Origin of the sequence: Spiroplasma endosymbiont of Villa modesta (genome assembly GCF_964030925.1) — a bacterium.
Lineage (GTDB): Bacteria > Bacillota_I > Bacilli_A > Mycoplasmatales > VBWQ01 > Spiroplasma_E.
Map to the genome: position 1 here is coordinate 1,377,188 of NZ_OZ034992.1, position 23,543 is coordinate 1,400,730.

Annotated in this window: 32 protein-coding genes; 14 read left to right on the top strand and 18 right to left on the bottom strand. The window is 21.5% G+C overall.

The annotated features are described in order from the left end of the window. The first annotated feature begins 61 nt into the window (after positions 1 to 61). The 5 genes from AAHM89_RS08845 to AAHM89_RS08865 all read left to right on the top strand — a co-directional run bounded on the left by AAHM89_RS08845 (position 62) and on the right by AAHM89_RS08865 (position 2,500). On the top strand, positions 62 to 211 hold the full coding sequence (locus AAHM89_RS08845; protein ID WP_339047194.1) for a hypothetical protein: 150 nt from the start codon (positions 62 to 64) through the stop codon (positions 209 to 211). Between the two features lie 11 nt (positions 212 to 222). After that, complete coding sequence (locus AAHM89_RS08850; protein ID WP_342266098.1) at positions 223 to 498, top strand: hypothetical protein; 276 nt, start codon at positions 223 to 225, stop codon at positions 496 to 498. A 74-nt stretch (positions 499 to 572) separates the two neighbouring features. Further along, positions 573 to 1,550 carry an IS3 family transposase gene (locus tag AAHM89_RS08855; RefSeq protein WP_342265776.1) on the top strand — a complete coding sequence of 326 codons (978 nt, stop codon included), beginning with the start codon at positions 573 to 575 and terminating at the stop codon, positions 1,548 to 1,550. Positions 1,551 to 1,642: 92 nt separating this feature from the next. Continuing rightward, positions 1,643 to 2,050: a transposase family protein gene (locus tag AAHM89_RS08860; RefSeq protein ID WP_342266099.1), complete on the top strand. Its 408-nt coding sequence runs from the start codon at positions 1,643 to 1,645 to the stop codon at positions 2,048 to 2,050. A gap of 195 nt (positions 2,051 to 2,245) precedes the next feature. Beyond that, positions 2,246 to 2,500, top strand: coding sequence for a hypothetical protein (locus AAHM89_RS08865; RefSeq protein ID WP_342266100.1), 255 nt, complete (start codon positions 2,246 to 2,248; stop codon positions 2,498 to 2,500). Between the two features lie 254 nt (positions 2,501 to 2,754). Here the strand turns inward: AAHM89_RS08865 and AAHM89_RS08870 are convergent, their stop codons facing one another. The 3 genes from AAHM89_RS08870 to AAHM89_RS08880 all read right to left on the bottom strand — a co-directional run bounded on the left by AAHM89_RS08870 (position 2,755) and on the right by AAHM89_RS08880 (position 6,483). After that, positions 2,755 to 5,775 (bottom strand): DEAD/DEAH box helicase family protein, encoded by a 3,021-nt coding sequence (locus tag AAHM89_RS08870; RefSeq protein WP_342266101.1) that lies wholly within the window; start codon positions 5,773 to 5,775, stop codon positions 2,755 to 2,757. A 172-nt stretch (positions 5,776 to 5,947) separates the two neighbouring features. Next, positions 5,948 to 6,157 (bottom strand): 50S ribosomal protein L32, encoded by a 210-nt coding sequence (rpmF, locus tag AAHM89_RS08875; protein ID WP_281747878.1) that lies wholly within the window; start codon positions 6,155 to 6,157, stop codon positions 5,948 to 5,950. 179 nt (positions 6,158 to 6,336) lie between these two features. Continuing rightward, complete coding sequence (locus AAHM89_RS08880) at positions 6,337 to 6,483, bottom strand: hypothetical protein (RefSeq protein WP_338959612.1); 147 nt, start codon at positions 6,481 to 6,483, stop codon at positions 6,337 to 6,339. 337 nt (positions 6,484 to 6,820) lie between these two features. On the opposite strand from AAHM89_RS08880, the gene AAHM89_RS08885 reads away from it, so the two are divergent. After that, the gene (locus AAHM89_RS08885; protein ID WP_338959615.1) at positions 6,821 to 7,261 is read left to right on the top strand and encodes a hypothetical protein; all 441 of its coding nucleotides are present in this window, start codon (positions 6,821 to 6,823) and stop codon (positions 7,259 to 7,261) included. Positions 7,262 to 7,818: 557 nt separating this feature from the next. Here AAHM89_RS08885 and deoC read toward each other — a convergent pair. From deoC to AAHM89_RS08910, 5 genes are all read right to left on the bottom strand, one after another. Further along, a complete protein-coding gene (gene deoC, locus AAHM89_RS08890; protein WP_425289703.1) occupies positions 7,819 to 8,484 on the bottom strand; it encodes a deoxyribose-phosphate aldolase in 666 nt (221 codons plus the stop codon). Between the two features lies 1 nt (position 8,485). Continuing rightward, positions 8,486 to 9,013 carry a Gfo/Idh/MocA family protein gene (locus AAHM89_RS08895; RefSeq protein WP_342257309.1) on the bottom strand — a complete coding sequence of 176 codons (528 nt, stop codon included), beginning with the start codon at positions 9,011 to 9,013 and terminating at the stop codon, positions 8,486 to 8,488. Positions 9,014 to 9,196: 183 nt separating this feature from the next. Next, the gene (locus AAHM89_RS08900) at positions 9,197 to 9,469 is read right to left on the bottom strand and encodes a Gfo/Idh/MocA family protein (protein WP_342266103.1); all 273 of its coding nucleotides are present in this window, start codon (positions 9,467 to 9,469) and stop codon (positions 9,197 to 9,199) included. Between the two features lie 11 nt (positions 9,470 to 9,480). Continuing rightward, positions 9,481 to 10,203, bottom strand: coding sequence for an RsmE family RNA methyltransferase (locus AAHM89_RS08905; RefSeq protein ID WP_342266104.1), 723 nt, complete (start codon positions 10,201 to 10,203; stop codon positions 9,481 to 9,483). Positions 10,204 to 10,704: 501 nt separating this feature from the next. Further along, positions 10,705 to 11,415, bottom strand: coding sequence for a hypothetical protein (locus AAHM89_RS08910; RefSeq protein WP_342266105.1), 711 nt, complete (start codon positions 11,413 to 11,415; stop codon positions 10,705 to 10,707). Between the two features lie 455 nt (positions 11,416 to 11,870). Here AAHM89_RS08910 and AAHM89_RS08915 point away from each other — a divergent pair, with 455 nt between their 5' ends. The 3 genes from AAHM89_RS08915 to AAHM89_RS08925 all read left to right on the top strand — a co-directional run bounded on the left by AAHM89_RS08915 (position 11,871) and on the right by AAHM89_RS08925 (position 13,486). Next, entirely contained in the window at positions 11,871 to 12,224 is a 354-nt protein-coding gene (locus tag AAHM89_RS08915; protein WP_342266106.1) for a transposase family protein, read from the top strand. Positions 12,225 to 12,315: 91 nt separating this feature from the next. Continuing rightward, positions 12,316 to 12,723 (top strand): transposase family protein, encoded by a 408-nt coding sequence (locus AAHM89_RS08920; RefSeq protein ID WP_342266107.1) that lies wholly within the window; start codon positions 12,316 to 12,318, stop codon positions 12,721 to 12,723. Positions 12,724 to 13,111: 388 nt separating this feature from the next. After that, positions 13,112 to 13,486 (top strand): hypothetical protein, encoded by a 375-nt coding sequence (locus AAHM89_RS08925; protein ID WP_342266108.1) that lies wholly within the window; start codon positions 13,112 to 13,114, stop codon positions 13,484 to 13,486. A 287-nt stretch (positions 13,487 to 13,773) separates the two neighbouring features. Here the strand turns inward: AAHM89_RS08925 and AAHM89_RS08930 are convergent, their stop codons facing one another. The 3 genes from AAHM89_RS08930 to AAHM89_RS08940 all read right to left on the bottom strand — a co-directional run bounded on the left by AAHM89_RS08930 (position 13,774) and on the right by AAHM89_RS08940 (position 14,627). Beyond that, entirely contained in the window at positions 13,774 to 14,181 is a 408-nt protein-coding gene (locus AAHM89_RS08930; protein WP_339045908.1) for a transposase family protein, read from the bottom strand. Between the two features lie 91 nt (positions 14,182 to 14,272). Then, the gene (locus AAHM89_RS08935) at positions 14,273 to 14,419 is read right to left on the bottom strand and encodes a hypothetical protein (protein WP_342266109.1); all 147 of its coding nucleotides are present in this window, start codon (positions 14,417 to 14,419) and stop codon (positions 14,273 to 14,275) included. Further along, on the bottom strand, positions 14,409 to 14,627 hold the full coding sequence (locus AAHM89_RS08940) for a hypothetical protein (protein WP_339046964.1): 219 nt from the start codon (positions 14,625 to 14,627) through the stop codon (positions 14,409 to 14,411). Before AAHM89_RS08940 ends, AAHM89_RS08935 begins: the two co-directional genes overlap by 11 nt. A 291-nt stretch (positions 14,628 to 14,918) precedes the next feature. Between AAHM89_RS08940 and AAHM89_RS08945 the strand changes: the two genes are divergently transcribed. From AAHM89_RS08945 to AAHM89_RS08955, 3 genes are read left to right on the top strand one after another with little or no spacing between them, the layout of a single operon-like run. Continuing rightward, on the top strand, positions 14,919 to 15,053 hold the full coding sequence (locus AAHM89_RS08945; protein ID WP_342266110.1) for a hypothetical protein: 135 nt from the start codon (positions 14,919 to 14,921) through the stop codon (positions 15,051 to 15,053). 2 nt (positions 15,054 to 15,055) lie between these two features. Further along, entirely contained in the window at positions 15,056 to 16,114 is a 1,059-nt protein-coding gene (locus tag AAHM89_RS08950) for a hypothetical protein (protein ID WP_342266111.1), read from the top strand. Positions 16,115 to 16,125: 11 nt separating this feature from the next. Further along, positions 16,126 to 16,767, top strand: a complete 642-nt coding sequence (locus AAHM89_RS08955) for a hypothetical protein (RefSeq protein ID WP_342266112.1) — start codon at positions 16,126 to 16,128, stop codon at positions 16,765 to 16,767. A gap of 187 nt (positions 16,768 to 16,954) precedes the next feature. Here the strand turns inward: AAHM89_RS08955 and AAHM89_RS08960 are convergent, their stop codons facing one another. The 3 genes from AAHM89_RS08960 to AAHM89_RS08970 form a co-directional block, all read right to left on the bottom strand. Then, positions 16,955 to 17,362, bottom strand: coding sequence for a transposase family protein (locus tag AAHM89_RS08960; protein WP_339045908.1), 408 nt, complete (start codon positions 17,360 to 17,362; stop codon positions 16,955 to 16,957). A 23-nt stretch (positions 17,363 to 17,385) separates the two neighbouring features. Next, positions 17,386 to 17,808: a transposase family protein gene (locus tag AAHM89_RS08965; RefSeq protein WP_339045912.1), complete on the bottom strand. Its 423-nt coding sequence runs from the start codon at positions 17,806 to 17,808 to the stop codon at positions 17,386 to 17,388. A 207-nt stretch (positions 17,809 to 18,015) separates the two neighbouring features. Continuing rightward, positions 18,016 to 18,513, bottom strand: coding sequence for a hypothetical protein (locus tag AAHM89_RS08970; protein ID WP_338959305.1), 498 nt, complete (start codon positions 18,511 to 18,513; stop codon positions 18,016 to 18,018). A gap of 281 nt (positions 18,514 to 18,794) precedes the next feature. Here AAHM89_RS08970 and AAHM89_RS08975 point away from each other — a divergent pair, with 281 nt between their 5' ends. Then, on the top strand, positions 18,795 to 19,034 hold the full coding sequence (locus AAHM89_RS08975) for a hypothetical protein (protein WP_342266113.1): 240 nt from the start codon (positions 18,795 to 18,797) through the stop codon (positions 19,032 to 19,034). Further along, positions 18,986 to 19,924, top strand: a complete 939-nt coding sequence (locus tag AAHM89_RS08980; protein WP_342266114.1) for a ribosome-inactivating family protein — start codon at positions 18,986 to 18,988, stop codon at positions 19,922 to 19,924. Before AAHM89_RS08975 ends, AAHM89_RS08980 begins: the two co-directional genes overlap by 49 nt. Positions 19,925 to 19,945: 21 nt before the next feature. On the opposite strand, the gene AAHM89_RS08985 is transcribed toward AAHM89_RS08980, so the two are convergent. The 4 genes from AAHM89_RS08985 to AAHM89_RS09000 all read right to left on the bottom strand — a co-directional run bounded on the left by AAHM89_RS08985 (position 19,946) and on the right by AAHM89_RS09000 (position 23,479). Beyond that, positions 19,946 to 20,683 (bottom strand): pseudouridine synthase, encoded by a 738-nt coding sequence (locus tag AAHM89_RS08985; RefSeq protein WP_338973748.1) that lies wholly within the window; start codon positions 20,681 to 20,683, stop codon positions 19,946 to 19,948. After that, positions 20,676 to 21,257 (bottom strand): SMC-Scp complex subunit ScpB, encoded by a 582-nt coding sequence (scpB, locus tag AAHM89_RS08990; protein WP_286641535.1) that lies wholly within the window; start codon positions 21,255 to 21,257, stop codon positions 20,676 to 20,678. The genes AAHM89_RS08985 and scpB overlap by 8 nt, the downstream gene beginning before the upstream one ends. Continuing rightward, positions 21,250 to 22,002, bottom strand: a complete 753-nt coding sequence (locus AAHM89_RS08995; protein ID WP_252319677.1) for a segregation/condensation protein A — start codon at positions 22,000 to 22,002, stop codon at positions 21,250 to 21,252. Before AAHM89_RS08995 ends, scpB begins: the two co-directional genes overlap by 8 nt. A 154-nt stretch (positions 22,003 to 22,156) precedes the next feature. Beyond that, positions 22,157 to 23,479, bottom strand: coding sequence for a hypothetical protein (locus AAHM89_RS09000; RefSeq protein ID WP_342266116.1), 1,323 nt, complete (start codon positions 23,477 to 23,479; stop codon positions 22,157 to 22,159). Positions 23,480 to 23,543: the final 64 nt, after the last annotated feature.

The window sequence follows — 23,543 nt, forward strand, 5'->3', positions numbered from 1 at the left end:
ATTTTAAAATTTATTTTATAATTTTGTTATTAACAATAAATTTAGAAAAGTGTTGATAAAAATGATTTTTGAAAATTTAAAAAAATTAAAAAATGAAGAATTTTACAGATATTTTGGTATAAAACGTTTTCATTTTAATGAAATGTTAGAAAAATTAATTGAAATAGAAAAATTAGAAAAAATAAAGGTCGAAAAAATAAACTTTCAGTAGAAGAAAGATTAATGATGACTTTATTATACTGAAAAGAATATTATACTTTTTTTTTTCAAATGAGTATTAAATCTAAAATGAGCCCATCAAGTTGTTTTCAAAATATTACTTGAGTAGAAAATAAACTTAGTAACCACAAAGATTACCAATTTTTAAAAGAAAGATATAAATTAAAAATTGATAAAAAACAAGAAAATTCAAATGAATTTCAATTTTATTTAATTGATTCAACTGAGATTGAAATTGAAAGACGCCACTTAGCCCTTTTTACTAGACCATTAATTTAAAAAACCTGAATGTATTCTAAAAACAATTGTGTTATATAATTAACACTAATTTTAACCTGAAAGGATTTTTATTAATGGATAAAATTAAACAAATAGCATTAGTAATTAACAAATTAAATATCAAAGAAAAAATTAAAATTATTGATGATTGTAAAAATCAATATTCAATTAGAAACCTATGTCAATATCTTCAATTAAACAGATCAACATATTACTTTTTAAAAAATAAACAAAAACCTATTAAAAAAGAAGAAAATCATATTATTAAATGCAATCATAAATATCAAAAAATATGCCAACTTTTAATCGAATTTCATTCTACAAGAAAAGGCAGAATTTATGGATATTTAAGAATTTTTTCAGCTTTTAAAGAGTGATTAAAACAAGAAAAAAATATCATTTTAAATATAGAATTATCAATAAAACAAATGCGAAAAATTATGAAAGAACACAATATTCAAGGATTAAAACAAACTAAAAATAACTATCCTAAAAACAAAAAAAATCCAAATAAGTGAATACCTACAATGGATAAAGTAAACAAAGATTATAAAAGTACAACCTCTTCAAATCAAATTTGATCAATGGACACTAAACAAATAAATACTAAAGAAGGATGATTATATCTTTTTGTAATTATTGATTTTTATTCAAATAATGTTGTTAGTTATAATATTGCTCCTAATAAATCATATCAGGATTTAATTCTTCCTGCTCTTGAAAAAATCAACAAACAATTTTCTTGAAATCAAGTAAAAAATGTTATTTTACATTCAGATAACGCCAACGAATTTTATTGTCAGGATATCACAAAATGAGCAGAGGATAAACAAATAATTTTAAGCAAAAAACAACCTTATGATATTGGTGGTAATGTATTATCTGAAAACTGATTTTCTCATTTATCTCAAGAATGACTACCTAAAGGATCAAATCAATATTTATCCATCAATGAAGCTATAAATGATGTAAATCAATATGTTATGTTTTATAATTATGAAAGAATACATTCTAAATTTCTAAAACCACCAATTTTACAAATTAAAATTTAGAATTTTATATCAAAAATGGTCCAGTAATTAAGGGCCAACCACCGACCAACTAAAAAAAACTACAGTTAGAATATTTTTCTGGTAAAAGTTGAATGTATTCTATAAAATTTCAAATTGTATATGATTTTTTTAATAAAAAAATTGTTGATATTTTTGCTGATAATAGTAAAGTGCATGATTTTCAAATATTAAAAAATTCAAATCTTGAATTTTCAGAAAAAACAATAATTATTGGTGATTTAGGATATCAAGGTATACAAAATATTTATAAAAATACAATAATACCAATTAAAAGAACTAAAAATAAAAAATTAACTAAACAAGAAAGAAAATACAATAAGATTGTATCTAAAATTAGAATTAAAGTTGAACATGTCTTTGATTGATTGAAAAGATTCAAAATTTTAGTAAATAAATGTAGAAAATCTAAATTTAGACTTATGTACTTAAGATTTAACTTACTTTGTGAAATTTTTAATAAAATAAAACCATTAAAATAAAAAAATATTAAAAATATTTTTTTAAAATTTAAATTTTTATCGAGTTAATATAAAAATATTATTAACAATTTTTTGTTTAAAATGTAAACTCATTTTTTAAACTATTTTTTCAAAAAATATTTATTTCTATATTCAATAACACTAAATTGTTTTAAAACAATTTTATTGACAATTAATTAAATTTAATTACGGAATATGTCTTATGAATTAATTGATTTTTTACAATCATTAACTTTACAATATAAAAAATTAAAAGTTGGTTATTTTATTAATGCCAAAGATGGTGTATTAAATCAAGAATTAGTTGAAAATATTGGTTGTTTTACTGAAACTAATATTAAACAAATTTTAAAGCATATGATTGGTGATAGAACCTATAACATTGATATGTATACAAAAATGGTTAATTTTAAATGCTATCAAATAAATACTGCCATACAGTTATTATAAAATAAAATTAAAATTTTAAAAAACCAAAAATAAAATAAAACTTATTAAAGTAAACTTTAATAAGAATTTTTGAGTTATAAAAATAAGTATTATTGTTGACTAATATTTTTCAAGTGTTAAGATTAACATACAATTGCATATTGAAGTCAAAATTATTCTCGTCTAACTTTATAATTTTAAGACAAATTTGAATATTATTGACAACATCGGTACGCTCCCAAATTTTTTATAAAATTAAAAAAATAAAATATTATTTATTCTAATAAAAATTTAATAGTAATATAATCACTTTTAATTGTTAATTGATATTGACCAATACCAATAAAGTCATACAACTTTAAAGCAAGATTTTTAAATTTTTTATTACAATCATTATTTAAAAATAATATTTTTTCAATATTATTATTTTGTAAATCTTTCACTAATTTTGAATTAATCGTTTTATTTTCTGGTATTGATCAGTAATATTCTTTTGTTAATTTATTATAACTAGTTAATTTACCATAATTTGTTCCATCAATATCTGCAAAAATTACTGATTTATTTTCATTAAATGTCAAATGACCTGCTTGAAAGGCAATAATTTTTAAAGGTCCAAGTTTTTTATTAAAATTAACACGATTAATTGCACATAGTGCCTGATGCACAGTAAATGTTGATTGATAAGATAATAAAGGGTAATCTTGATTAAAATGTTCATTGAGTAATAATGTTTCATAATCTAGTTTATATTTAAGAATAATTTTTAGTTCATTAACAACTAATTTGTTATTTTCAATGAAATTTGTAACTAAACATGGTATTTCATTAAAATTTGGAAAAATACGATTAAATACTTTATTACTTGTAACCTCATATAACAATGATGCTATTAATAAATTGTCATAATGATAATTAATTAATTTAGTATCTAATTCTTGACTTAATCTTAAATAAAAATAATTAACTATTTGATAATCATTTAAAAATAAGAATTGTTTTAAGATATTTTGATTACGATTAGTATCATTATCATGGGTTTGATAATTTTTTATTTTTTTTGCTATTCGTAAATAAAAATCATTTAAAAAATTATAAAATTCTTGAATTGTCAAATCATAATCAATTAATATTTTAAAAATAGCTTTATCATTATAAAGTTGATAGTATGATTGAATTACCAAATAAATTTTTTTTCGCGATTGATATCATTGCTTTAAATTAGTTAAAATGACGTTTTGACTTCTTGGTTCTAAAGTAATAGTACATCCATAAGGTAAATTAAAACTATTAGGTAATTGTTTATTAACATTGATAATATGTGAATTTGAAAGATTTTTAATACCAATCGTTATGTCATATTTTTTATCAATATTAGCAATTAAATCATAAACCTCTAAACAATGTTTAGTTTCTGTTTTTCTCAATCCTCTTCCTAATTGCTGTAAATATACTGTTTTTGAATTAGTTGGTCGTAATAAAATAATAGTATCAATTTCAGGAATATCAATTCCTTCATTAAAAATATTTACTACACATAAATAATTAATAATTCTATTTTTAAAATCATTAATTATTTTACTACGATTAGTTTGATTTTTACTTGTTAAAAAGTCTGCTTTTAAGCCCTGATTTTGCAAAAATCTAGCAACATTTTGTGCATGAGTAATATTAATACAAAAAATTAAACAAATCCGATTACTATAAAATCCAATATAGTCATTAATTACATCTAATAATAACTTATTTCTTGCTTCAGTATTTAATTTTTTAAATAATTGTTGATCATTATTTAAATCAATACCAGTTAAATCAGCAGTAATGTCATCAATACAATAATAATCAAATGGTGATAAAAATTTTTCATTAATTGCATCTCACAATCGTAATTCATGTGCAAACTCATTATCAAAATAATTAATAATGTTTTTATTATCTTCTCGTTCTGGTGTTGCTGTTAAACCAATAATTTGTTTAGGATGAAAATAATTTAAAATTGTCTGAAAAGTTTTGGCAGCCAAATGATGAGCTTCATCAAAAATAATAATATCAAATTGTTGACGTTTAAACTTATTTAGATGTCTATGTACAGTTTGTACTGTTGCAAATAAATATTGTTCTTGAAAATTATTTTGTTTACTATTTAAAATAGTTGCAAATTTTTTATCATTTATTACTTTTCGAAAAGTAATAATTGCTTGTTCAATAATTTCTCTTTGATGTGCTAAAAATAAAATTGAAGGTTTTTGATTATTATTTTCTTTAATTTGATTTAAATAGTCAAAAGCAGATACTACTGTTTTACCAACACCTGTTGCCATGACAATTAAATGTTTTGTTTTTTTAAGTTTTCTTCTTAACTTTAATTTATTAATTAAGGCAATTTGAAAATCATAAAGAAAATAATTAGTTGCTAATCATTGTTCATCTTTTTTATTTACAAGCAATCGATTATATTCAATTCGCGATAGTAATTGTAATCGTTGTTGTTCATTATTTAAATCAACTAAATTATCATTTCATAATTTATAATACTGATTTAAAATATTTTGATATAGTTGCTTATTATCAAATTCATTAATTTTAATATTTCATTCACGACCACTAGCTAAACCTTTTTGCGTTAAATTTGATGAACCAATTATTGCTGAAGAAAAACCTGAATTTCGTTTAAAGATGGCAGCTTTAATATGAATTCTTTCACTACGTTTTTCTAAATTATTTTCAACTTTAACTTTAATATTAGGATACTTTTTTATTATTTTAACTAATGCATATAAATTAACAAATAAAGCCATATCATCAAAAGTAGTAGTAATAAAATTAATAGTAATATTATGATTTAAAGCATAAGTAAATGATGAACGTAACTTATTTATAATTGAATTTGATATAAAAGGATAAATAAAGTATACTTCATCACAAGTTCTGATTTCCTGATTTAAATGATTAATTAATACTTGTTGGTTTTCATTAGTAAATAGAAAATTGTCACTTAATCTAATATTAGAAGTTAAAGGATTATCAATTATACTATCATTTACTTGTAATAAAATGTTATTACTAAATTTATTAGTAGTAAAATTACTTATGATTTGATTTAAAAAATCAATTTTTGCTTCTGGTGATTTAATCGTTTTTAATTGTTCAATTAAAGTATTATTTAATTGTTTAACTAAATAATGATCAATGTCTTTAATTAATTCTTTTTCATCATTAATATGTGATGTTTGGAAATTATTGGTAATATCATCACTAATCTTTAATAATAAATCATAATAGCCCTTATTTTTCATACTCTACACTTCCTAATAATAAATAGTGTCTATTTTAATAAATTATAATCTATATTTTAATAAATTATTAACTATTATAAAATAATTTTGTAAAGTAAAAAACCTCTAATATTTAAAATATTATTTTAAATAAATAAGAGGAAGGTAATCTAAGATAAGATATATTCATATTTTATTTTTTTTCTGTTGATGATGTTTTTTCTGCTTGTAATGGATTAGTAATACTTACACCTTTGTATGTCTTGCATTTCATACAGGCATGATGTGGTTTAGTAATTGCTCCACAATTTAAACAGTTAGTTGTAGTTGTTGCAGATAAACTATCATGGGCACGACGTGTATTTTTACGCATTTTTGACGTTCTTCTTGCTGGTACTGCCATAGTCTGTTGCCTCCTTACTTTCGTATCTCATAAATTATATATTGATTTATCAGAAAAATCTATTTTTTTTGATAAGTTTTTCAAATTTTTGGAAATAAAATACTAATAAATCAAATATTTTATTTATTGTTATAAAATAAAAAATATTTTAATTATTTTATAATCCTAAAATAAGTTATTTATAATCGTGTTACATATTTATATTGAAAAGAATTATCTATATTTCAGTCTTTTATATCAATTTCTTTTTGAACTTCAGTTAGTTCATTATGTAAGTAATTAATTTCAGCTTTTACTTGTTCAAACATTCTTTCATAAATTTCCAAAATAACATCTTTATTTATATTTTCTATTTTTAATATTTTATTTTCATATTTGGCTAATTCTCTTTTTCTTTTTTAACATTTTTTAATTTGACTAACAGTTGTATTATCAACTTTGATAATTTTTCCTTTAACATAAAATGGAGAAATAAAATCATTCTTATTTATATTTTAAATATTATCACCTTTAATTATACTATTTTCAATTAAAAAAATTTTAATACTATATTTATTAATGTTACTTAAATAAATTTAGATAAAAAAATTGTAACTTTCATTAGTAACTTTTATTGTATATGATTTTTTTAAATTATAAAATTAACAAGGAGTAAAAACAATTATGTCACAACAAAATAAAAACGAACAAAATACTTTCAATCAAAATGAAAAGCAATATTCATCAAAATGAAAAGATGAGATTCCCAATTGTTTAGCATTTGAAGTAGAGTATAGGATGACGAAAGCAAATTATATAAAAATTTGAATTGATTATTTTACATTTAAAAATTTGATAGATATTTATGTTTCAAATGTTTCTACAGAAGCTCGTCTTTTTGAAGAACTAAGAAGGTTTCCACGAATTGATAATACTAAATCAAATATTTGACTTACAGATATAGAAACAGGTTTTAACATTCTTTATAAAAACTTTCCAGAAATAAGAAATTTTTGAACAAAATTACCAACAGATGGATCACAAGGTTTAGTAGTCAAAACAAATAGAGATGGCGATTGAAATAAATGAGATTTTACAGTACACTATCAAAGCAAAGATCTCTAAATAAAAGAATGAAAGAGGTTTTTTAGAAACCTGTACATATTTGTTTTGCAAAGTACTAGTTCAGATTAATTCTATCTTTAAATTTATTATAAATTGAACAATTCCTATTCAAAATTGAAATGAATTGTTCAATTTTTGTTATATTTTAATTACTAAGTAAAATATTTTGAAAAACTGCCATATCATTAAGAAAGACTTTTTTATTTCTGATGACTTTTTGTAATGATGATTAATTATCTTTGCTTAGTAAATTCAATGTTAAATATTTTTAAACAGTATTATTTTCAATAATTTTCCTATCAAAATCAATCTTTTTTAAAAAATAATATAAGCATTTTTCAAAAATAATTTTGTCTATTAAAGAAAAAACTTCTTTAAAAACAATCCTTAAATATCAATTTTTATCAAAATTATTAGTTTTCATAAATTGATTTTAATTATTTAAAGATAATAAATAAATAAATAAATGAAGTTAATGATTATTGTTTTCTCATTTTCTGTTTTAGATATTTTGTTCTTTCTTTTATATTTAGTATATAATTGTTGATTTACATTAATTAATAACCACCCTTAGTTTCTTGTCCTGAAATAATAGCAACACCATTACTAGTACCAATTCTAGTAGCACCAGCATTAATCATCGCCATTGCATCATCTTGATTTTTAATACCACCAGAAGCTTTAATTGCAACATGAGGACCAATATTTGCTTTCATTAATTTAATATCAGCAACCGTGGCACCACCATTAGCAAAACCAGTTGAAGTTTTAATAAAATCTGCTTTTACTTTAGTTACTAACTGACAAGCAATAATTTTTTGTTCTGTTGTTAATAAACTACACTCAATTATTACTTTTAAAATAATATTTTGTGGACATGCATTACGAACTGCTTGTAGATCTTGCAATACAAGTTTTTGATCATTATCCTTTAATGCACCAATATTAATAACAACATCAATTTCTTGAGCACCATCTTTAATCGCACTAATTGTTTCTGCTACTTTAGTTTGTGTAGTATTGGCACCCAATGGAAAACCAACCACTGTACATACTTTAACATTACTATTTTTTAATAAAGTAACAGCACGATTAACATAAAATGGATTAATACAAACTGCTTTAAAATAATAAATTTTAGCTTCTTTACATAATGTATCAATCATTGATAATGTTGCTTCTGGTTTTAATAATGTATGATCAATATATTCATTTAAATTAATATTACTTTTCATAAACTTCAACTCCTAATTCATTTTCACTTTTAATAATTGCTTCAATAACTTCAAGATTCATTAAACTATGATTTAATCAATAATCTCGACTTAAATAATCTTTATTTTTAATCATTTTTACAAAATCATTTAATTCATATGTCATTAAACTTTCTTCATTAGTATTATCTGCGATTTCTTTTATTCCGTTTTTAGTATAAACCTTAATTCCACTTAATGGATGAACTTGTGATAAAACAAGACTACTATTATGACCTATAAATTCACTTTGTGCATAAGAGGTTACTCCTTTACTACAAGTAATAGTAGTAATAGTTCCATTTTCATGCTTCAAAATAACATGATTACTTAAATTAACACCATTAGGTAATTTAATTGCCATCGCTTTAACTGTTTTTACTTTACCTAATAAATACAATACTAATTGTAATGGATATACTAAACTATCATAAGTTGCACCTTTACCAAAATCTTTATCAAAAACAGAATCATATATTCCTTTTTCAACTGATGGCATTCTTGAAGAAATACGATTAAAATTAAGGTTAACTACTTCTGGATTTATTTCATGAACTAATTTTTTTAATTTAGAAAAAATAGGTAAATGAACAGTAACATAAGCTTCTAATAAAATTAATTTTTTACTTCTTGCTAAAAAAATTAGGTCTTTAACTTCTTCAACTGTAAAAGTAATAGTTTTTTATACTAAAACATGAATATTATTATTTAAAAATAATTTACTTTGTTTGTAATGCAAACCATTTGGTGAAGCAATATAAATAGCATCAATATGTTCTATCATTTTATTTAAATCATCAGTACTATGGGCAATATTATATTTTTTTGCTCATGTTTCTGCTTTATCTAAACTTCTTGAATATATACAAGTTATTTTAACTTTTTTATTAGTTAACGCTTGCTTTATAAATCTTTGAACAATTTTTCCAGTTCCAATAATACCAATTCTAATCATCTTGTACTCCTTTAACTTTTTAAACTTGTTTCATAATTAATGATTGACATTAAAAATAAAGGTGCAGTTTCGGCACGTAAAATTAATTTTCCTAAACTAATATTACTAAAATTAAGTTGTGTTAAAGTTGCAATTTCTTCTTTAGTTATTCCTCCTTCGGGTCCAACTATAATTGTTATTGATGATAATTTATTATTTATTTGACTAATCCAACTAGTTTCTGATGAATTTTCATATGCAACCAAATTAAGATGAGACCGATATCGTTCTAATTGTTTTAAATCAAAAACAACGGGTGTAACAATCGGAATTAAATTGCGATTTGATTGTTTGGCAGCAGCTTTTGCAATATTTTGTCAACGTAAAACTTTCTGTTCTGCTTTTGTTCTTGTTAAAATACTAACACATCGTTTTAACTGCAATGGCACAATTTGATAAACTCCCAATTCTACTGCTTTTTGAATGACTAAATCAAATTTTTGTTCTTTTAATAACGATATTACTAATGTGATTTTACATCTTAATTCTGAATTACTATTTGGCACTGTTTTTATAATTTCGCATTTAATAACTGATGTAATTTCAATAATTTTTGTTAAATATTTTTGTTCTTGATGAATAATAACTATTTCATCATTAATTTTATGACGTAATACTTTAATTAGATGTTTACTATCTTCTTCATCTAATATTAAAATACTATTAGTTTTATGGTTAGTAAAGTAGCATTCCATAGTCCACCTCTAATTTGATTATAACATAAGGTAAAACTCAAATTAACAAGTTTTAACTATCATCTTTAATTTATAAAATATAAAATTTCTTTTTTCTTTTATCATGAAACTAAATTAAAAACTACTTAATTAATTAAGTAGTTTTTAATTATTTATAAAATAATACATTTTGCAACTTTAGTAGTAGCATTATTATCTATGTTTACTAAAGGTTTATCATTTATGTAGCAGCAACTTTTCCTCGTCTTTCTCTTTCTTTTTCTTTTCCAAAACTATTATTTACTTCATCTATTTTTTTGCAAGTGAATCTTTATCTTTTGTACTTCATTTTTCATATGGTTCTCATGGCATATTTTTTACTTCCTTTATTATTTTTTGAATATTTTTTCTACCCTTTAAATACTCAGTAAAATTATATATTTTTTATAAATGTAAATATAAAAAAATATATAATTTTACTCTTTTTAACAAAACTATTAAAATTATTTTTAAAACAATATTTTATATTGAATAACTTCGTTGTTTTGTTACTGGACTAATTGGGGGTTGTATATCAGAAGAATTAACTATAACACTTAAATCAAAATTTTTAGCAACAGGATTAGTAACTGTTGGTTTTGCTTTATCTGGGTTTTCTCACGTTGTTTTATTACTTAATAGTTTATTTATTTTTTGCTTTTTCCTATTATCTAATTCTTGTTTTAAAATATTAAATTGTCTTTCTAATTGAGTTTCTACTTTATCACTTGTCAAGTCTCTAATTATTGTTTTAAATTCTTTTTTATCTTTTTCAATTTTTTCTTGATTTTTAAACATTTTATTATAAATTCACGAATCAACTTTTTTTATTGCAGTTGAAACTGTTGTTGCAGCAGTTTTAATAAATAAGCCAAGCGTAATTGAAATTAAACCAACTATAAGTTTGTCTTTTAATTCTGTTACAATTTCCCTCCTTACAAAGGGTAAACAAGAAATCAATATTGGAACACCAACAGAAAGTACTGAAATAACACCCCACATTGTGAATTCCGCTATAGATGGTTTTTCTTTACATTCTGTTTGTTCTTTTATAAACTCTTTGATTGGTATTCTATCAAAATTATTATTATTATTTATTAATAAAAGATCATTTTTGTATTGACTTAAATTTTTATATTGTTTTGTTTGAGTTAATATTTGTATATTATCATTATCAAAGTTATGAAAAAACATTATTTTTTCTGAAATTGATTGATTATTATGTATAAAAGTTGTTATATAATAATAATTATTATTTATTGTCAAAATTTCTTCATATATTTGTTTAACTTTTTTACCATTTTCAATTTTTTCTTGTTTAATTTCGTTTTCTAATTTTAATATTTTATTTTCATATTTTAATTCTTTTTGTAGAATGTTAATTTTATTAAGTTTAATTTTTATTTTTTTTATTTTTTTTCTATTTTTTGTTAATATTTTGGTTTTGTTCTTTTCATCATTATTTAAAAATTGTTTAATATCATTTTTTAATTCATTTTGGATATTGCTATTTATCTTTTGATATTCATTTAATTGTTCTTTTCTTTAGACATATTCCGTAATTAAATTTTTTAAAAGTCAATTAATAATTTTAAAATTTATTTTATAATTTTGTTATTAACAATAAATTTAGAAAAGTGTTGATAAAAATGATTTTTGAAAATTTAAAAAAATTAAAAAATGAAGAATTTTACAGATATTTTGGTATAAAACGTTTTCATTTTAATGAAATGTTAGAAAAATTAATTGAAATAGAAAAATTAGAAAAAAATAAAGGTCGAAAAAATAAACTTTCAGTAGAAGAAAGATTAATGATGACTTTATTATACTGAAAAGAATATTATACTTTTTTTCAAATGAGTATTAAATCTAAAATGAGCCCATCAAGTTGTTTTCGAAATATTACTTGAGTAGAAAATAAACTTAGTAACCACAAAGATTACCAATTTTTAAAAGAAAGATATAAATTAAAAATTGATAAAAAACAAGAAAATTCAAATTAATTTCAATTTTATTTAATTGATTCAACTGAGATTGAAATTGAAAGACCAACTAAAAAAACTACAGTTAGAATATTTTTCTGGTAAAAGTTGAATGTATTCTATAAAATTTCAAATTGTATATGATTTTTTTAATAAAAAAATTGTTGATATTTTTGCTGATAATGGTAAAGTGCATGATTTTCAAATATTAAAAAATTCAAATCTTGAATTTTCAGAAAAAACAATAATTATTGGTGATTTAGGATATCAAGGTATACAAAGTATTTATAAAAATACAATAATACCAATTAAAAGAACTAAAAATAAAAAATTAACTAAACAAGAAAGAAAATACAATAAGATTGTATCTAAAATTAGAATTAAAGTTGAACATGTCTTTGCTTGATTGAAAAGATTCAAAATTTTAGTAAATAAATGTAGAAAATCTAAATTTAGACTTATGTACTTAAGATTTAACTTACTTTGTGAAATTTTTAATAAAATAAAACCATTAAAATAAAAAAAATATTAAAAATATTTTTTTAAAATTTAAATTTTTATCGAGTTAATATAAAAATATTATTAACAATTTTTTGTTTAAAATGTAAACTCATTTTTTAAACTATTTTTTCAAAAAATATTTATTTCTATATTCAATAACACTAAATAGTTTTAAAACAATTTTATTGACAATTAATTAAATTTAATTACGGAATATGTCCAAACTATTTATATGCAGTATTTAAGTTCTTTTGCTGGGTTACATACTGTAACACTTTTTATTAAGTCGTTCTTTTATGATAGTTTATACACTTTACCTTTGCCTATTCTCGCTTTAATAAATGTTAGTTTTGTATTTTATTTAATTTTAGGATTATTTAGATTTACAAGACATTAGGAGTAAAATTATGTTTATACCTTTTATTACAACCGTTATGCATTTATTTGCTTCAATTTTTATGAAGTTTTTTAGTTTTCCACTTGGTGATTTAGGTTTTAATTTGGGTACGTTGATGATATTTTTGATTTTACTTAGATTTGCATTTAGGGTTATTTTACCTGAATTAATGTTACCAACATTAGGTTTAGGATATGCTGTTAAGTTTATTGGTAAAAGTTCTGTTTCTTTGGGTGTTGGTGCTGGTCAACAAATTGCTAAGAGTTATCAAAGACGTGTTGAAAAAGTAAAAACAAGAAATAAACAACAAGGTAAGTTTAAAGGTGGTGCTGGCGGTAATAAGTTTACTGGTAGTTCAACTCGTGACTTTGGTATTGGTGATTAATTATGTCTAATTTTGTTATTAGTATATTGCATTTTATTTTTATATTTTCTAGTAATGATATTGGTATATTTTTAAATCAAACTAAAGACATATTCCGTAATTAAATTTAATTAATTGTCAATAAAATTGTTTTAAAACTATTTAGTGTTATTGAATATAGAAATAAATATTTTTTGAAAAAATAGTTTAAAAAATGAGTTTACATTTTAAACAAAAAATTGTTAATAATATTTTTATATTAACTCGATAAAAATTTAAATTTTAAAAAAATATTTTTAATATTTTTTTTATTTTAATGGTTTTATTTTATTAAAAATTTCACAAAGTAAGTTAAATCTTAAGTACATAAGTCTAAATTTAGATTTTCTACATTTATTTACTAAAATTTTGAATCTTTTCAATCAAGCAAAGACATGTTCAACTTTAATTCTAATTTTAGATACAATCTTATTGTATTTTCTTTCTTGTTTAGTTAATTTTTTATTTTTAGTTCTTTTAATTGGTATTATTGTATTTTTATAAATATTTTGTATACCTTGATATCCTAAATCACCAATAATTATTGTTTTTTCTGAAAATTCAAGATTTGAATTTTTTAATATTTGAAAATCATGCACTTTACCATTATCAGCAAAAATATCAACAATTTTTTTATTAAAAAAATCATATACAATTTGAAATTTTATAGAATACATTCAACTTTTACCAGAAAAATATTCTAACTGTAGTTTTTTTAGTTGGTCTTTCAATTTCAATCTCAGTTGAATCAATTAAATAAAATTGAAATTAATTTGAATTTTCTTGTTTTTTATCAATTTTTAATTTATATCTTTCTTTTAAAAATTGGTAATCTTTGTGGTTACTAAGTTTATTTTCTACTCAAGTAATATTTCGAAAACAACTTGATGGGCTCATTTTAGATTTAATACTCATTTGAAAAAAAAGTATAATATTCTTTTCAGTATAATAAAGTCATCATTAATCTTTCTTCTACTGAAAGTTTATTTTTTCGACCTTTATTTTTTTCTAATTTTTCTATTTCAATTAATTTTTCTAACATTTCATTAAAATGAAAACGTTTTATACCAAAATATCTGTAAAATTCTTCATTTTTTAATTTTTTTAAATTTTCAAAAATCATTTTTATCAACACTTTTCTAAATTTATTGCTAATAACAAAATTATAAAATAAATTTTAAAATTATTAATTGACTTTTAAAAAATTTAATTACGGAATATGTCTTAATATTACTGATGAAGTTTATATTTTGTTTAATTTGACTTTTTGATTAGTATTAGGTGTATTTTTTAATTTTATTTATCGTGCTATTAAATTTGTTTTTAGGTCATTATTTGGGTAGGTGTTAAGTATGAGTGTTTTAGAAAAGAAATTTACAATAAAATACATCAATGTATCGTTGATTATTGAACTATGTTTATAGGTAATCCAGTTGATGATTTTACTACTATTTTATGAAATTTAGTAGTTTATGGAACACAATTTTTTATTGGATTTGTTTTATTTTATGGTTCATGGTGAATTTTAAAATGTTTATTTGGTAAATAATTATGTGATTTAAGTTTGCTAAATTATTTTTTGTTGTAAATACTTCTGTTCAAGCACCGACTAGTTTAATTGCTTCAAATGACCCTAATGTTGTTAATTATGATATTACAAAAGAAATGGTTAAACATGTTAAATACCATAGTTTTGATGATTGAGCAACAATTCCATGAAATTCTGCTTATTTTGATGTTGACCAACCGGATTTAAAATTAGTTAGTGGTGAATTTATTGGAAATGGTGAGGGTATTTATACATGTTATTATTATAGTGATACAGTTGGTGTTCCATCACAAATGATAGATATGGGAACTGGTGTTTATACTTTTAATAGAAAACAATTAGATGAATTTTCACGTATCATGTTTAATCATAATTATGTTGCAAAGAATAATACTAATAATTTAAATTTTGTTAATACTGGTAAAAGAATTATAAATTTTCAAACACAGTTAAATTTTGAAATTGATAAACCTTTAAGTTTTTATATTCAAGGTTTTATGTTTTATTTTGAATATGAATATTTTAAAACTTTTACTGCTAATTTTGTTTTTAGTTTTTTAGATAATGTTGGTGATACAAAATATGTTTTTAAAGGTAAAGTTGATAATGATATTTATCAGCAAGATTTATATAATTTTGTTACTATGCCTATTCGTGTTCCAAATTTAAGACATTTAACAGTATTTTTTGATGTTCATGGTGAATCAACTAGACCAACTTTTTCACCACAATTAAATTTTGGTCAAATTAATATTTTTTCAAGCGAAAAAGTTACGCCAGTACCACCAAATAGTCCTTTTAACCCTGAGTATGAACGTGTTAGTTGATATGATGTTTTTGGTCATTTGCGTAATGCTTTTAGGTGAGTACTATATGGTGTTGTTGGTAAAGTTTTACCCGTGGAACCATTAAGAGAATTTTTTACTAAACTTGACGGATTATTGAGACGTATTTTTGATGATACTATTAGTTCTGTTTTAAATGTTGATTTTACTAGTGGTTTAGAACAAGTTTTAACATTATGAGTATTTTTAAAAGCAGTTGGATTTTTAGTTGGTTAGGAGTTGAAATAATGCCTTGATATGGTTATTTACTTTTAGGAGTTATATTATTAATAATACTTTATCCATTTTTAATAACTAGAAAAAATATAAAGATATTACAACGTGTAGGTAGTTATATTATTTCAGCACCACCACGTACTGGTAAATCTGCCCTTGCTTGTTGTTTAGCACAAAAACATAAAGATAGGGTAGTAAGTCCTATTCCTATTAAAGTGCGTAATGAGTATAGTTATCGTTGTTCTTATGATGATGTTTTTAAATTTAATCAATTAAATAGTAATTATGCTTTTAAAGAGAATGATATGCTTGTTTTTGATGAATTAGGTTTAAAAATTAATAGTAATGATTTATCACCCGAATTTAAAGAAACACAAGAAAGTTTAGGAATGTTTTGTAAATTGATAGGTCATAATTTTAATGGAATTATGTATATGATTGAACAACACCCCGATAGAATACCAAAACAAGCACGTGAAAAAGTAGAATATATTGTTCAAGTTAAAAGAATGCGTATTTTATTATTTTTAGTTAAATTTAAATTGAATATTTATACTAATGTTGAGGACTATAATAAAGTTGTCTTATCTAAAAGACAAATGGTGGTTGGCCCGGTGGTTGGCCCTCATTTAAATATTGGACATATTCCGTAATTAAATTTAATTAATTGTCAATAAAATTGTTTTAAAACTATTTAGTGTTATTGAATATAGAAATAAATATTTTTTGAAAAAATAGTTTAAAAAATGAGTTTACATTTTAAACAAAAAATTGTTAATAATATTTTTATATTAACTCGATAAAAATTTAAATTTTAAAAAAATATTTTTAATATTTTTTTTATTTTAATGGTTTTATTTTATTAAAAATTTCACAAAGTAAGTTAAATCTTAAGTACATAAGTCTAAATTTAGATTTTCTACATTTATTTACTAAAATTTTGAATCTTTTCAATCAAGCAAAGACATGTTCAACTTTAATTCTAATTTTAGATACAATCTTATTGTATTTTCTTTCTTGTTTAGTTAATTTTTTATTTTTAGTTCTTTTAATTGGTATTATTGTATTTTTATAAATATTTTGTATACCTTGATATCCTAAATCACCAATAATTATTGTTTTTTCTGAAAATTCAAGATTTGAATTTTTTAATATTTGAAAATCATGCACTTTACCATTATCAGCAAAAATATCAACAATTTTTTTATTAAAAAAATCATATACAATTTGAAATTTTATAGAATACATTCAACTTTTACCAAAAAAATATTCTAACTGTAGTTTTTTTTAGTTGGTCTTTCAATTTCAATCTCAGTTGAATCAATTAAATAAAATTGAAATTCATTTGAATTTTCTTGTTTTTTATCAATTTTTAATTTATATCTTTCTTTTAAAAATTGGTAATCTTTGTGGTTACTAAGTTTATTTTCTACTCAAGTAATATTTCGAAAACAACTTGATGGACTCATTTTAGATTTAATACTCATTTGAAAAAAAGTATAATATTCTTTTCAGTATAATAAAGTCATCATTAATCTTTCTTCTACTGAAAGTTTATTTTTTCGACCTTTATTTTTTTCTAATTTTTCTATTTCAATTAATTTTTCTAACATTTCATTAAAATGAAAACGTTTTATACCAAAATATCTGTAAAATTCTTCATTTTTTAATTTTTTTAAATTTTCAAAAATCATTTTTATCAACACTTTTCTAAATTTATTGTTAATAACAAAATTATAAAATAAATTTTAAAATTATAATTGACTTTTAAAAAATTTAATTACGGAATATGTCTATTGTAAAAAATTAATAATTATTTTAAAGTGATTATATCATAATTTAAAAAAAATTAAATTCTAGATTTTTAAATGATTTTATTAAAAAATAGTTTGTTATATATTTTACATTTTTAATGTATGTACTTTTAATGAAGGAGTTGAAATCGAAATATTTTGTACATCTTTATTAATTTTTTTAATAACAAAATTTGATATTTTATTATCATTTTCTAAGTTTTTCTTTACAAAAAATTGTTTTTTATAACATTCAAAATACTGTTCTTTTCAATATTTAACTATTTCTTTTTCTTTTTTATAAAGTTTAATAGAAAATTTATATCAAAATTTATTGATTGATAATTCTAACTCAAGATTATTAACTAAGAATTCATTATTTATATTTTTACTTAATAAAAAATTTTGATGTTCTAAAAGTTGAATTTTTATTTCTTGAAAATTATAATTTTGTTCTAAAATTGAATCTTTTATCATATCTATCTCTTCGTCACAATAGTTATTTCTATTAAATATGATTTCATTTAAAATTTCATTATTACGTTTATATAATTTTTTTATATTTAATATTTTTTCATTTATCTCTTTTAAATGTTCTTCTTTCATTTTTTTTCCTTTCAAAAAAATTCATTTATTTTAATTTTTAAAATAAACTATAAATAATAATAATAAATGATTATCTAAAAAACATAAAAAATGCTTTTAACACTATTAAAGTTTTTATTATTACTTTTTTTGAAATTTGACTTATTTTGAAATAATATAAAAGATTCTAAAGTTGACAAATTTTTTTTATTTTCTATACTGTATATAACTAAATATTAGTTTTTAATCCATTTACTTTCATAAAAAGTAAATGGGTTTTTATTTTGAAAGGAAAATTAAATATGCCAAAAAAATCAAATTTTGAAAAAAAAGATTGAAAAGAAAAAGAAAAATTTGATGAAGAAGAAATAATCAACTCAAGTATTTTTCATACAATAACAATTTTAGAAGTTTTAAATGATAATCCTATAATATTTTTTAAAAAATTAAATCATATTATTAAAGAACTATATATAGAAACTATTTTATTAAAATGCCAAATACATATGGTTCAAATGCTAACTCAGAGTTTTATTATATAAATCAAAAAGCACAATATGATTACTTTTCAATTACTGTAAATATTGAACAAAAAACGTTAAAATTATTTTTTTGTTCAAAAAGTTTATACCTACAAGGATTTACTTTTGAAACAACTTATTATTATTTTGAAGATAGCACATTAATAAATCCTAATATAAAAAATATTTTTTGCCAATCTTTACCTTTTGTAGGGAGTTATGTAGCAAGTAATGGACTCCAGGCACATAATAATTATTCTTGACAAACAATACATAATGATTTTTTATTGTTAACAAATTCTAACTTAAATGAAAATCAAATTAAATGCTCATTAATAGGAGTAATTCTAGCTACATCAGAAAGTATTCGTTTCAGAAGTGTTAAATATTTTATTCTTCAAAGTCAAAGACCTATAAATCCAATAATACAAAGTTGAGTTTTTTTTCAAAAAATTATAAGAAATTGAGATCGCGGAACACATAATGCTATTAATTATCTTTTAAATAATAAAGGTAACTTAAATAAATATTTTCACCAAGAATTAAGTAATAATGGATTAAGAATAATGGTTTTTAACACAAGCATGTATCATGCAATTAACAATTATCAAAATCCACCATTAATAACTCCAAATCAAAAATGAAAAATAAAAAAATTACAAGATTGAATAGATATCGGTATTAAAATCTGTGAAAAACAAAAATACGCTATTGCTAAAGAAAGAAATAAATTTCAAAACTTAAATAATCTTATTGAAATACTGAAAAATTTTAAAAATGATATTATTACAAATAAAAAATTACAAGACGAAATAAAAACAGTAAAAGATTTTGCTGATAATATTATTGAAATAAATAAGGTTTTTGATATAAAGACAAACCCAGAAAATATAAAAAGTTGTTATATTTAAAAAATAAATTATTCTTTTATTTTAACTCTTTTGACTCAATTTCATCAATGTTGTTACTTCTTCTTCTGTCAAATAACGATATTCACCCATTGCTAAACCTTTTAAAGTAATATTAGCAACTTGTAAACGCTTTAAAGTAATTACTCTACTTCCTACTGCTTTAATCATACGTTTAACTTGTTGATTTTGTCCTTCATGAATAGTCAGATGTAGTAAAGTATTTTCTTTTTTTATATTTTTATAAATTATTTTAACAATAGCAGGAGAAGTTGTAAATGAAGTTGATAAAATAATACCGTCTTGTAGTTTTTTAATAGCATTTGATGACAAAATACCACTTGCCAATACTTCATATACCTTATCTATTTTATAACGAGGATGAATAATAGCATTAGTAAATTCACCATCATTAGTCATTAACAACAAACCTGAAGTATCAAAATCTAAACGACCGACTGGGTAAATTCTACTATTAATATTAGTAAAATAATTCATTACCGTTGGTCGATTTTTAGGATCACTTACTGTTGTTAAACAATTAGGTGGTTTATAAAATGCTAAATAAATATGATTAGATTGCTTAATAATTTGATTATTAACTTTAATAACATCACTACTTGTAACTTTAAAACCTAACGTTGTAATAATTTGCCCATTAACTGTTACTTGCCCATTAATAATTAGTAATTCTGCTTTTCGTCGTGAACATACTCCAGAATTAGCAATAACTTTTTGCAAGCGTTCTAAATCATTATTCATTAGTAAAATTGTAGATTTCTTGTTCATCATTTTGGTTATTAAATTGAGGCAAAGTTGGTAATTGAGTTAAAGATTCGATATTAAAATGATCCATAAATTCATCAGTTAAATCATATAAAATTGGTTTTCCTGGTAATTCACTACGACCAATCTCGGTAATTAAATTTAAACTTTTTAGTTTAAAAATAATAGAATCACAATTTACACCACGAATATCTTCAATTTGTGGTTTAGTAACTGGATGATTATAAGCAATAATAGCTAGTGTTTCTAAAGCTGCTTGTGATAAACGTATTAAAGGTTGTTGTTTTAATACTTGATAGCGATTATAATGAATAGGTTTTGTTGTTAATTTATAAATATTACCAACTTTAATTAAACTTAAACCACTGGTATCATCATCATTTAATTTCATTTGTAAAGATGCAATTAAATTTTCAACAGTTTTTGGTTTTTTTGTTAATTCTAAATATTCAGCAAGTGTTAATAAATCAAGGCCTTCATTACCAGCAATAAATAATAAACCTTGTAAAACTGCTAATCTTTCGTTTGTTTTTCAATTGCTATTATTCATTTTTCTCACCTCGATAAATTACTGTAATTTCAGTAAAAGTATTAGTTTGTATAATATGTAACATTTGATGATTTGCAAGATCTAAAATTGCAATAAAAGTAATAATAAAATAATGTAAAGTTAATGTTTTAGTAAAAAATAATTGTTCTAAAGTAAAATGTTGCTTGGGATTTTTTTTCAGTAACTGTTTAATTTCTTTAGCTCGATCTTCAGCTGAAATTAAGTTTAATGCTAAATTAACTGGTAATTTATTTTCATTTTGTAGTCTATTAAATAAGTTTAACATTGCTTGTGTTAGTTTATTAACATTATTTTTTACCAAAATTGGTGTAATTTCATCAACTAAATATGTTTTTAAATCACTAGGTGCTTTTGTTAATAATTGGGTTCTATATACAGCCTGTTCTTTAAAATAATTACTTATTTCTTTAAATTTTTTATATTCTAATAAACGAGCAATTAATTTTTGACGATTAACTTCATTTTCATAAGCACTATCTACTACTAGTTCTTGTTTTGGTAATAATTGTTTTGATTGCAATTCTAATAAATAAGCAGCAATCGGTAAATATTCACTTACTAAATCAATGTTTTTAATTAATTCTTCATTAATAAAATGAACATATTGGTTAGTAACATCATTTAGATTTAAATCTAAAATATCAATATTTTTTTCTTTAATTAAATGCAAAAGCAAATCCATTGGTCCTTGAAAAGATTCAATTGTAATTACTGGTTGTAACATTATTCTCGTTCCCTCAATATCATTTTATACTTATTAATATTAATTATAACTTAATTTAATAGTACTTGATTAATCTTTAATAAATAAAAAAACTTATTTTTAATTTTTTAATGATTAAAATAAGTTTTAAAAGTTATTATATTTTTAAATATTATTATTTAACTTCACGTAACGTAATATGAATATTTTCAGCAGATATTTCAAATTTTGAAGTTGTCTTTATATCTGGAAAGCCTTTACTTAGATCATATTCTAATTTAAAGTTTAAATTAAAATAACCATTTTTTTCATTAGGATTAAGATTAAATCCACTTTCAGGATTAGTAATAGTTATTACATTATTTCATTTAGGAACAAGAATACTATAAATTTTATTAATATTAGCAAAATAACCATTTGTTATAACTTGTTCTTTTATTTTTCCATCTTTGTCATAATCTGAATACTTATCTGAAGCTTTTGGTAATTCCTTTACTGTATCAACTGTTCAGTCAGAAAATATTTTTGAAATTTGTGTTGTTGCATCAACAAAAGTTTGGTTAATCTTAATAGCAGTAGTACTTTCAATATCACCAGTATTAAAAGTAGATTTACCATCATTACCAACTAAGAAATCAATAGTAATATTACTAACATTACCATTAAATACAATTGATTTATCATCATTATTGGTCACCGTTGGATCTGTCATTTTAAATAAAGTTGATTTAGGAACATTTGAAAAATCACCTGAAAATTCAAAACTTAAACTTAAACCAGAATATTGAACTTTATCTTTAATGGCAACATTTAAATTTTGTTTAATATATGATAACTGAGTTCTAGCAATTTCTTCTTTTTCTTTTTTTTCTGCTCCTTTAATTTCTCCAGTTATTGGTAAATTTTCAACATTAATATTTAGATTACCTTTAGTAATTTCTTCTTTAATAAAGTCTCTAATTGCATCAGCTTTTTTTTGATCACTAGTATGACTTGTATCATTATTAATTGTAATTTTAATATCTTTAGTAACTGATGGTAAATTTAAATAAGAGATTTCCACTTTTACTCATAAATGACCATTGACTAATTCACTACCAGTTGGTAAAACAAACTTAGGTTTGTCTTTTTCATCATTATCATTATCTTTTTTTGGAACATAGTCCATAATTTTGACATGTGCATCAGGGTGATATCAATTTGTTGGATGTTCATTGGTACTTTCTTTAAGTTTACTAGAGAAAAAGTTACCAATAGCTGTTTGCACAGAAGTATCTAATTCGCTAAAAATTTTACCTTTCATTTCTCCTATATTGGTATCATCTGATAAATTAAGATCAGCCTTAATTTGCACACTACTATCAGTAACAAAAGAGGCAGCAAAATTAAGAATATCCCTTGGAGTCATTTGATTATTTTCACTACCACAAGCAACAACTGTTACAACTGGTGTTGTTGCTAAAGCAAGTGTGCCCAGTAATTTTAATAAAGATTTCACAAAAACGCTCCTTATCATTTCATTTAATTAATATTTTTTAAAATACTGTAACATTATAAACAAT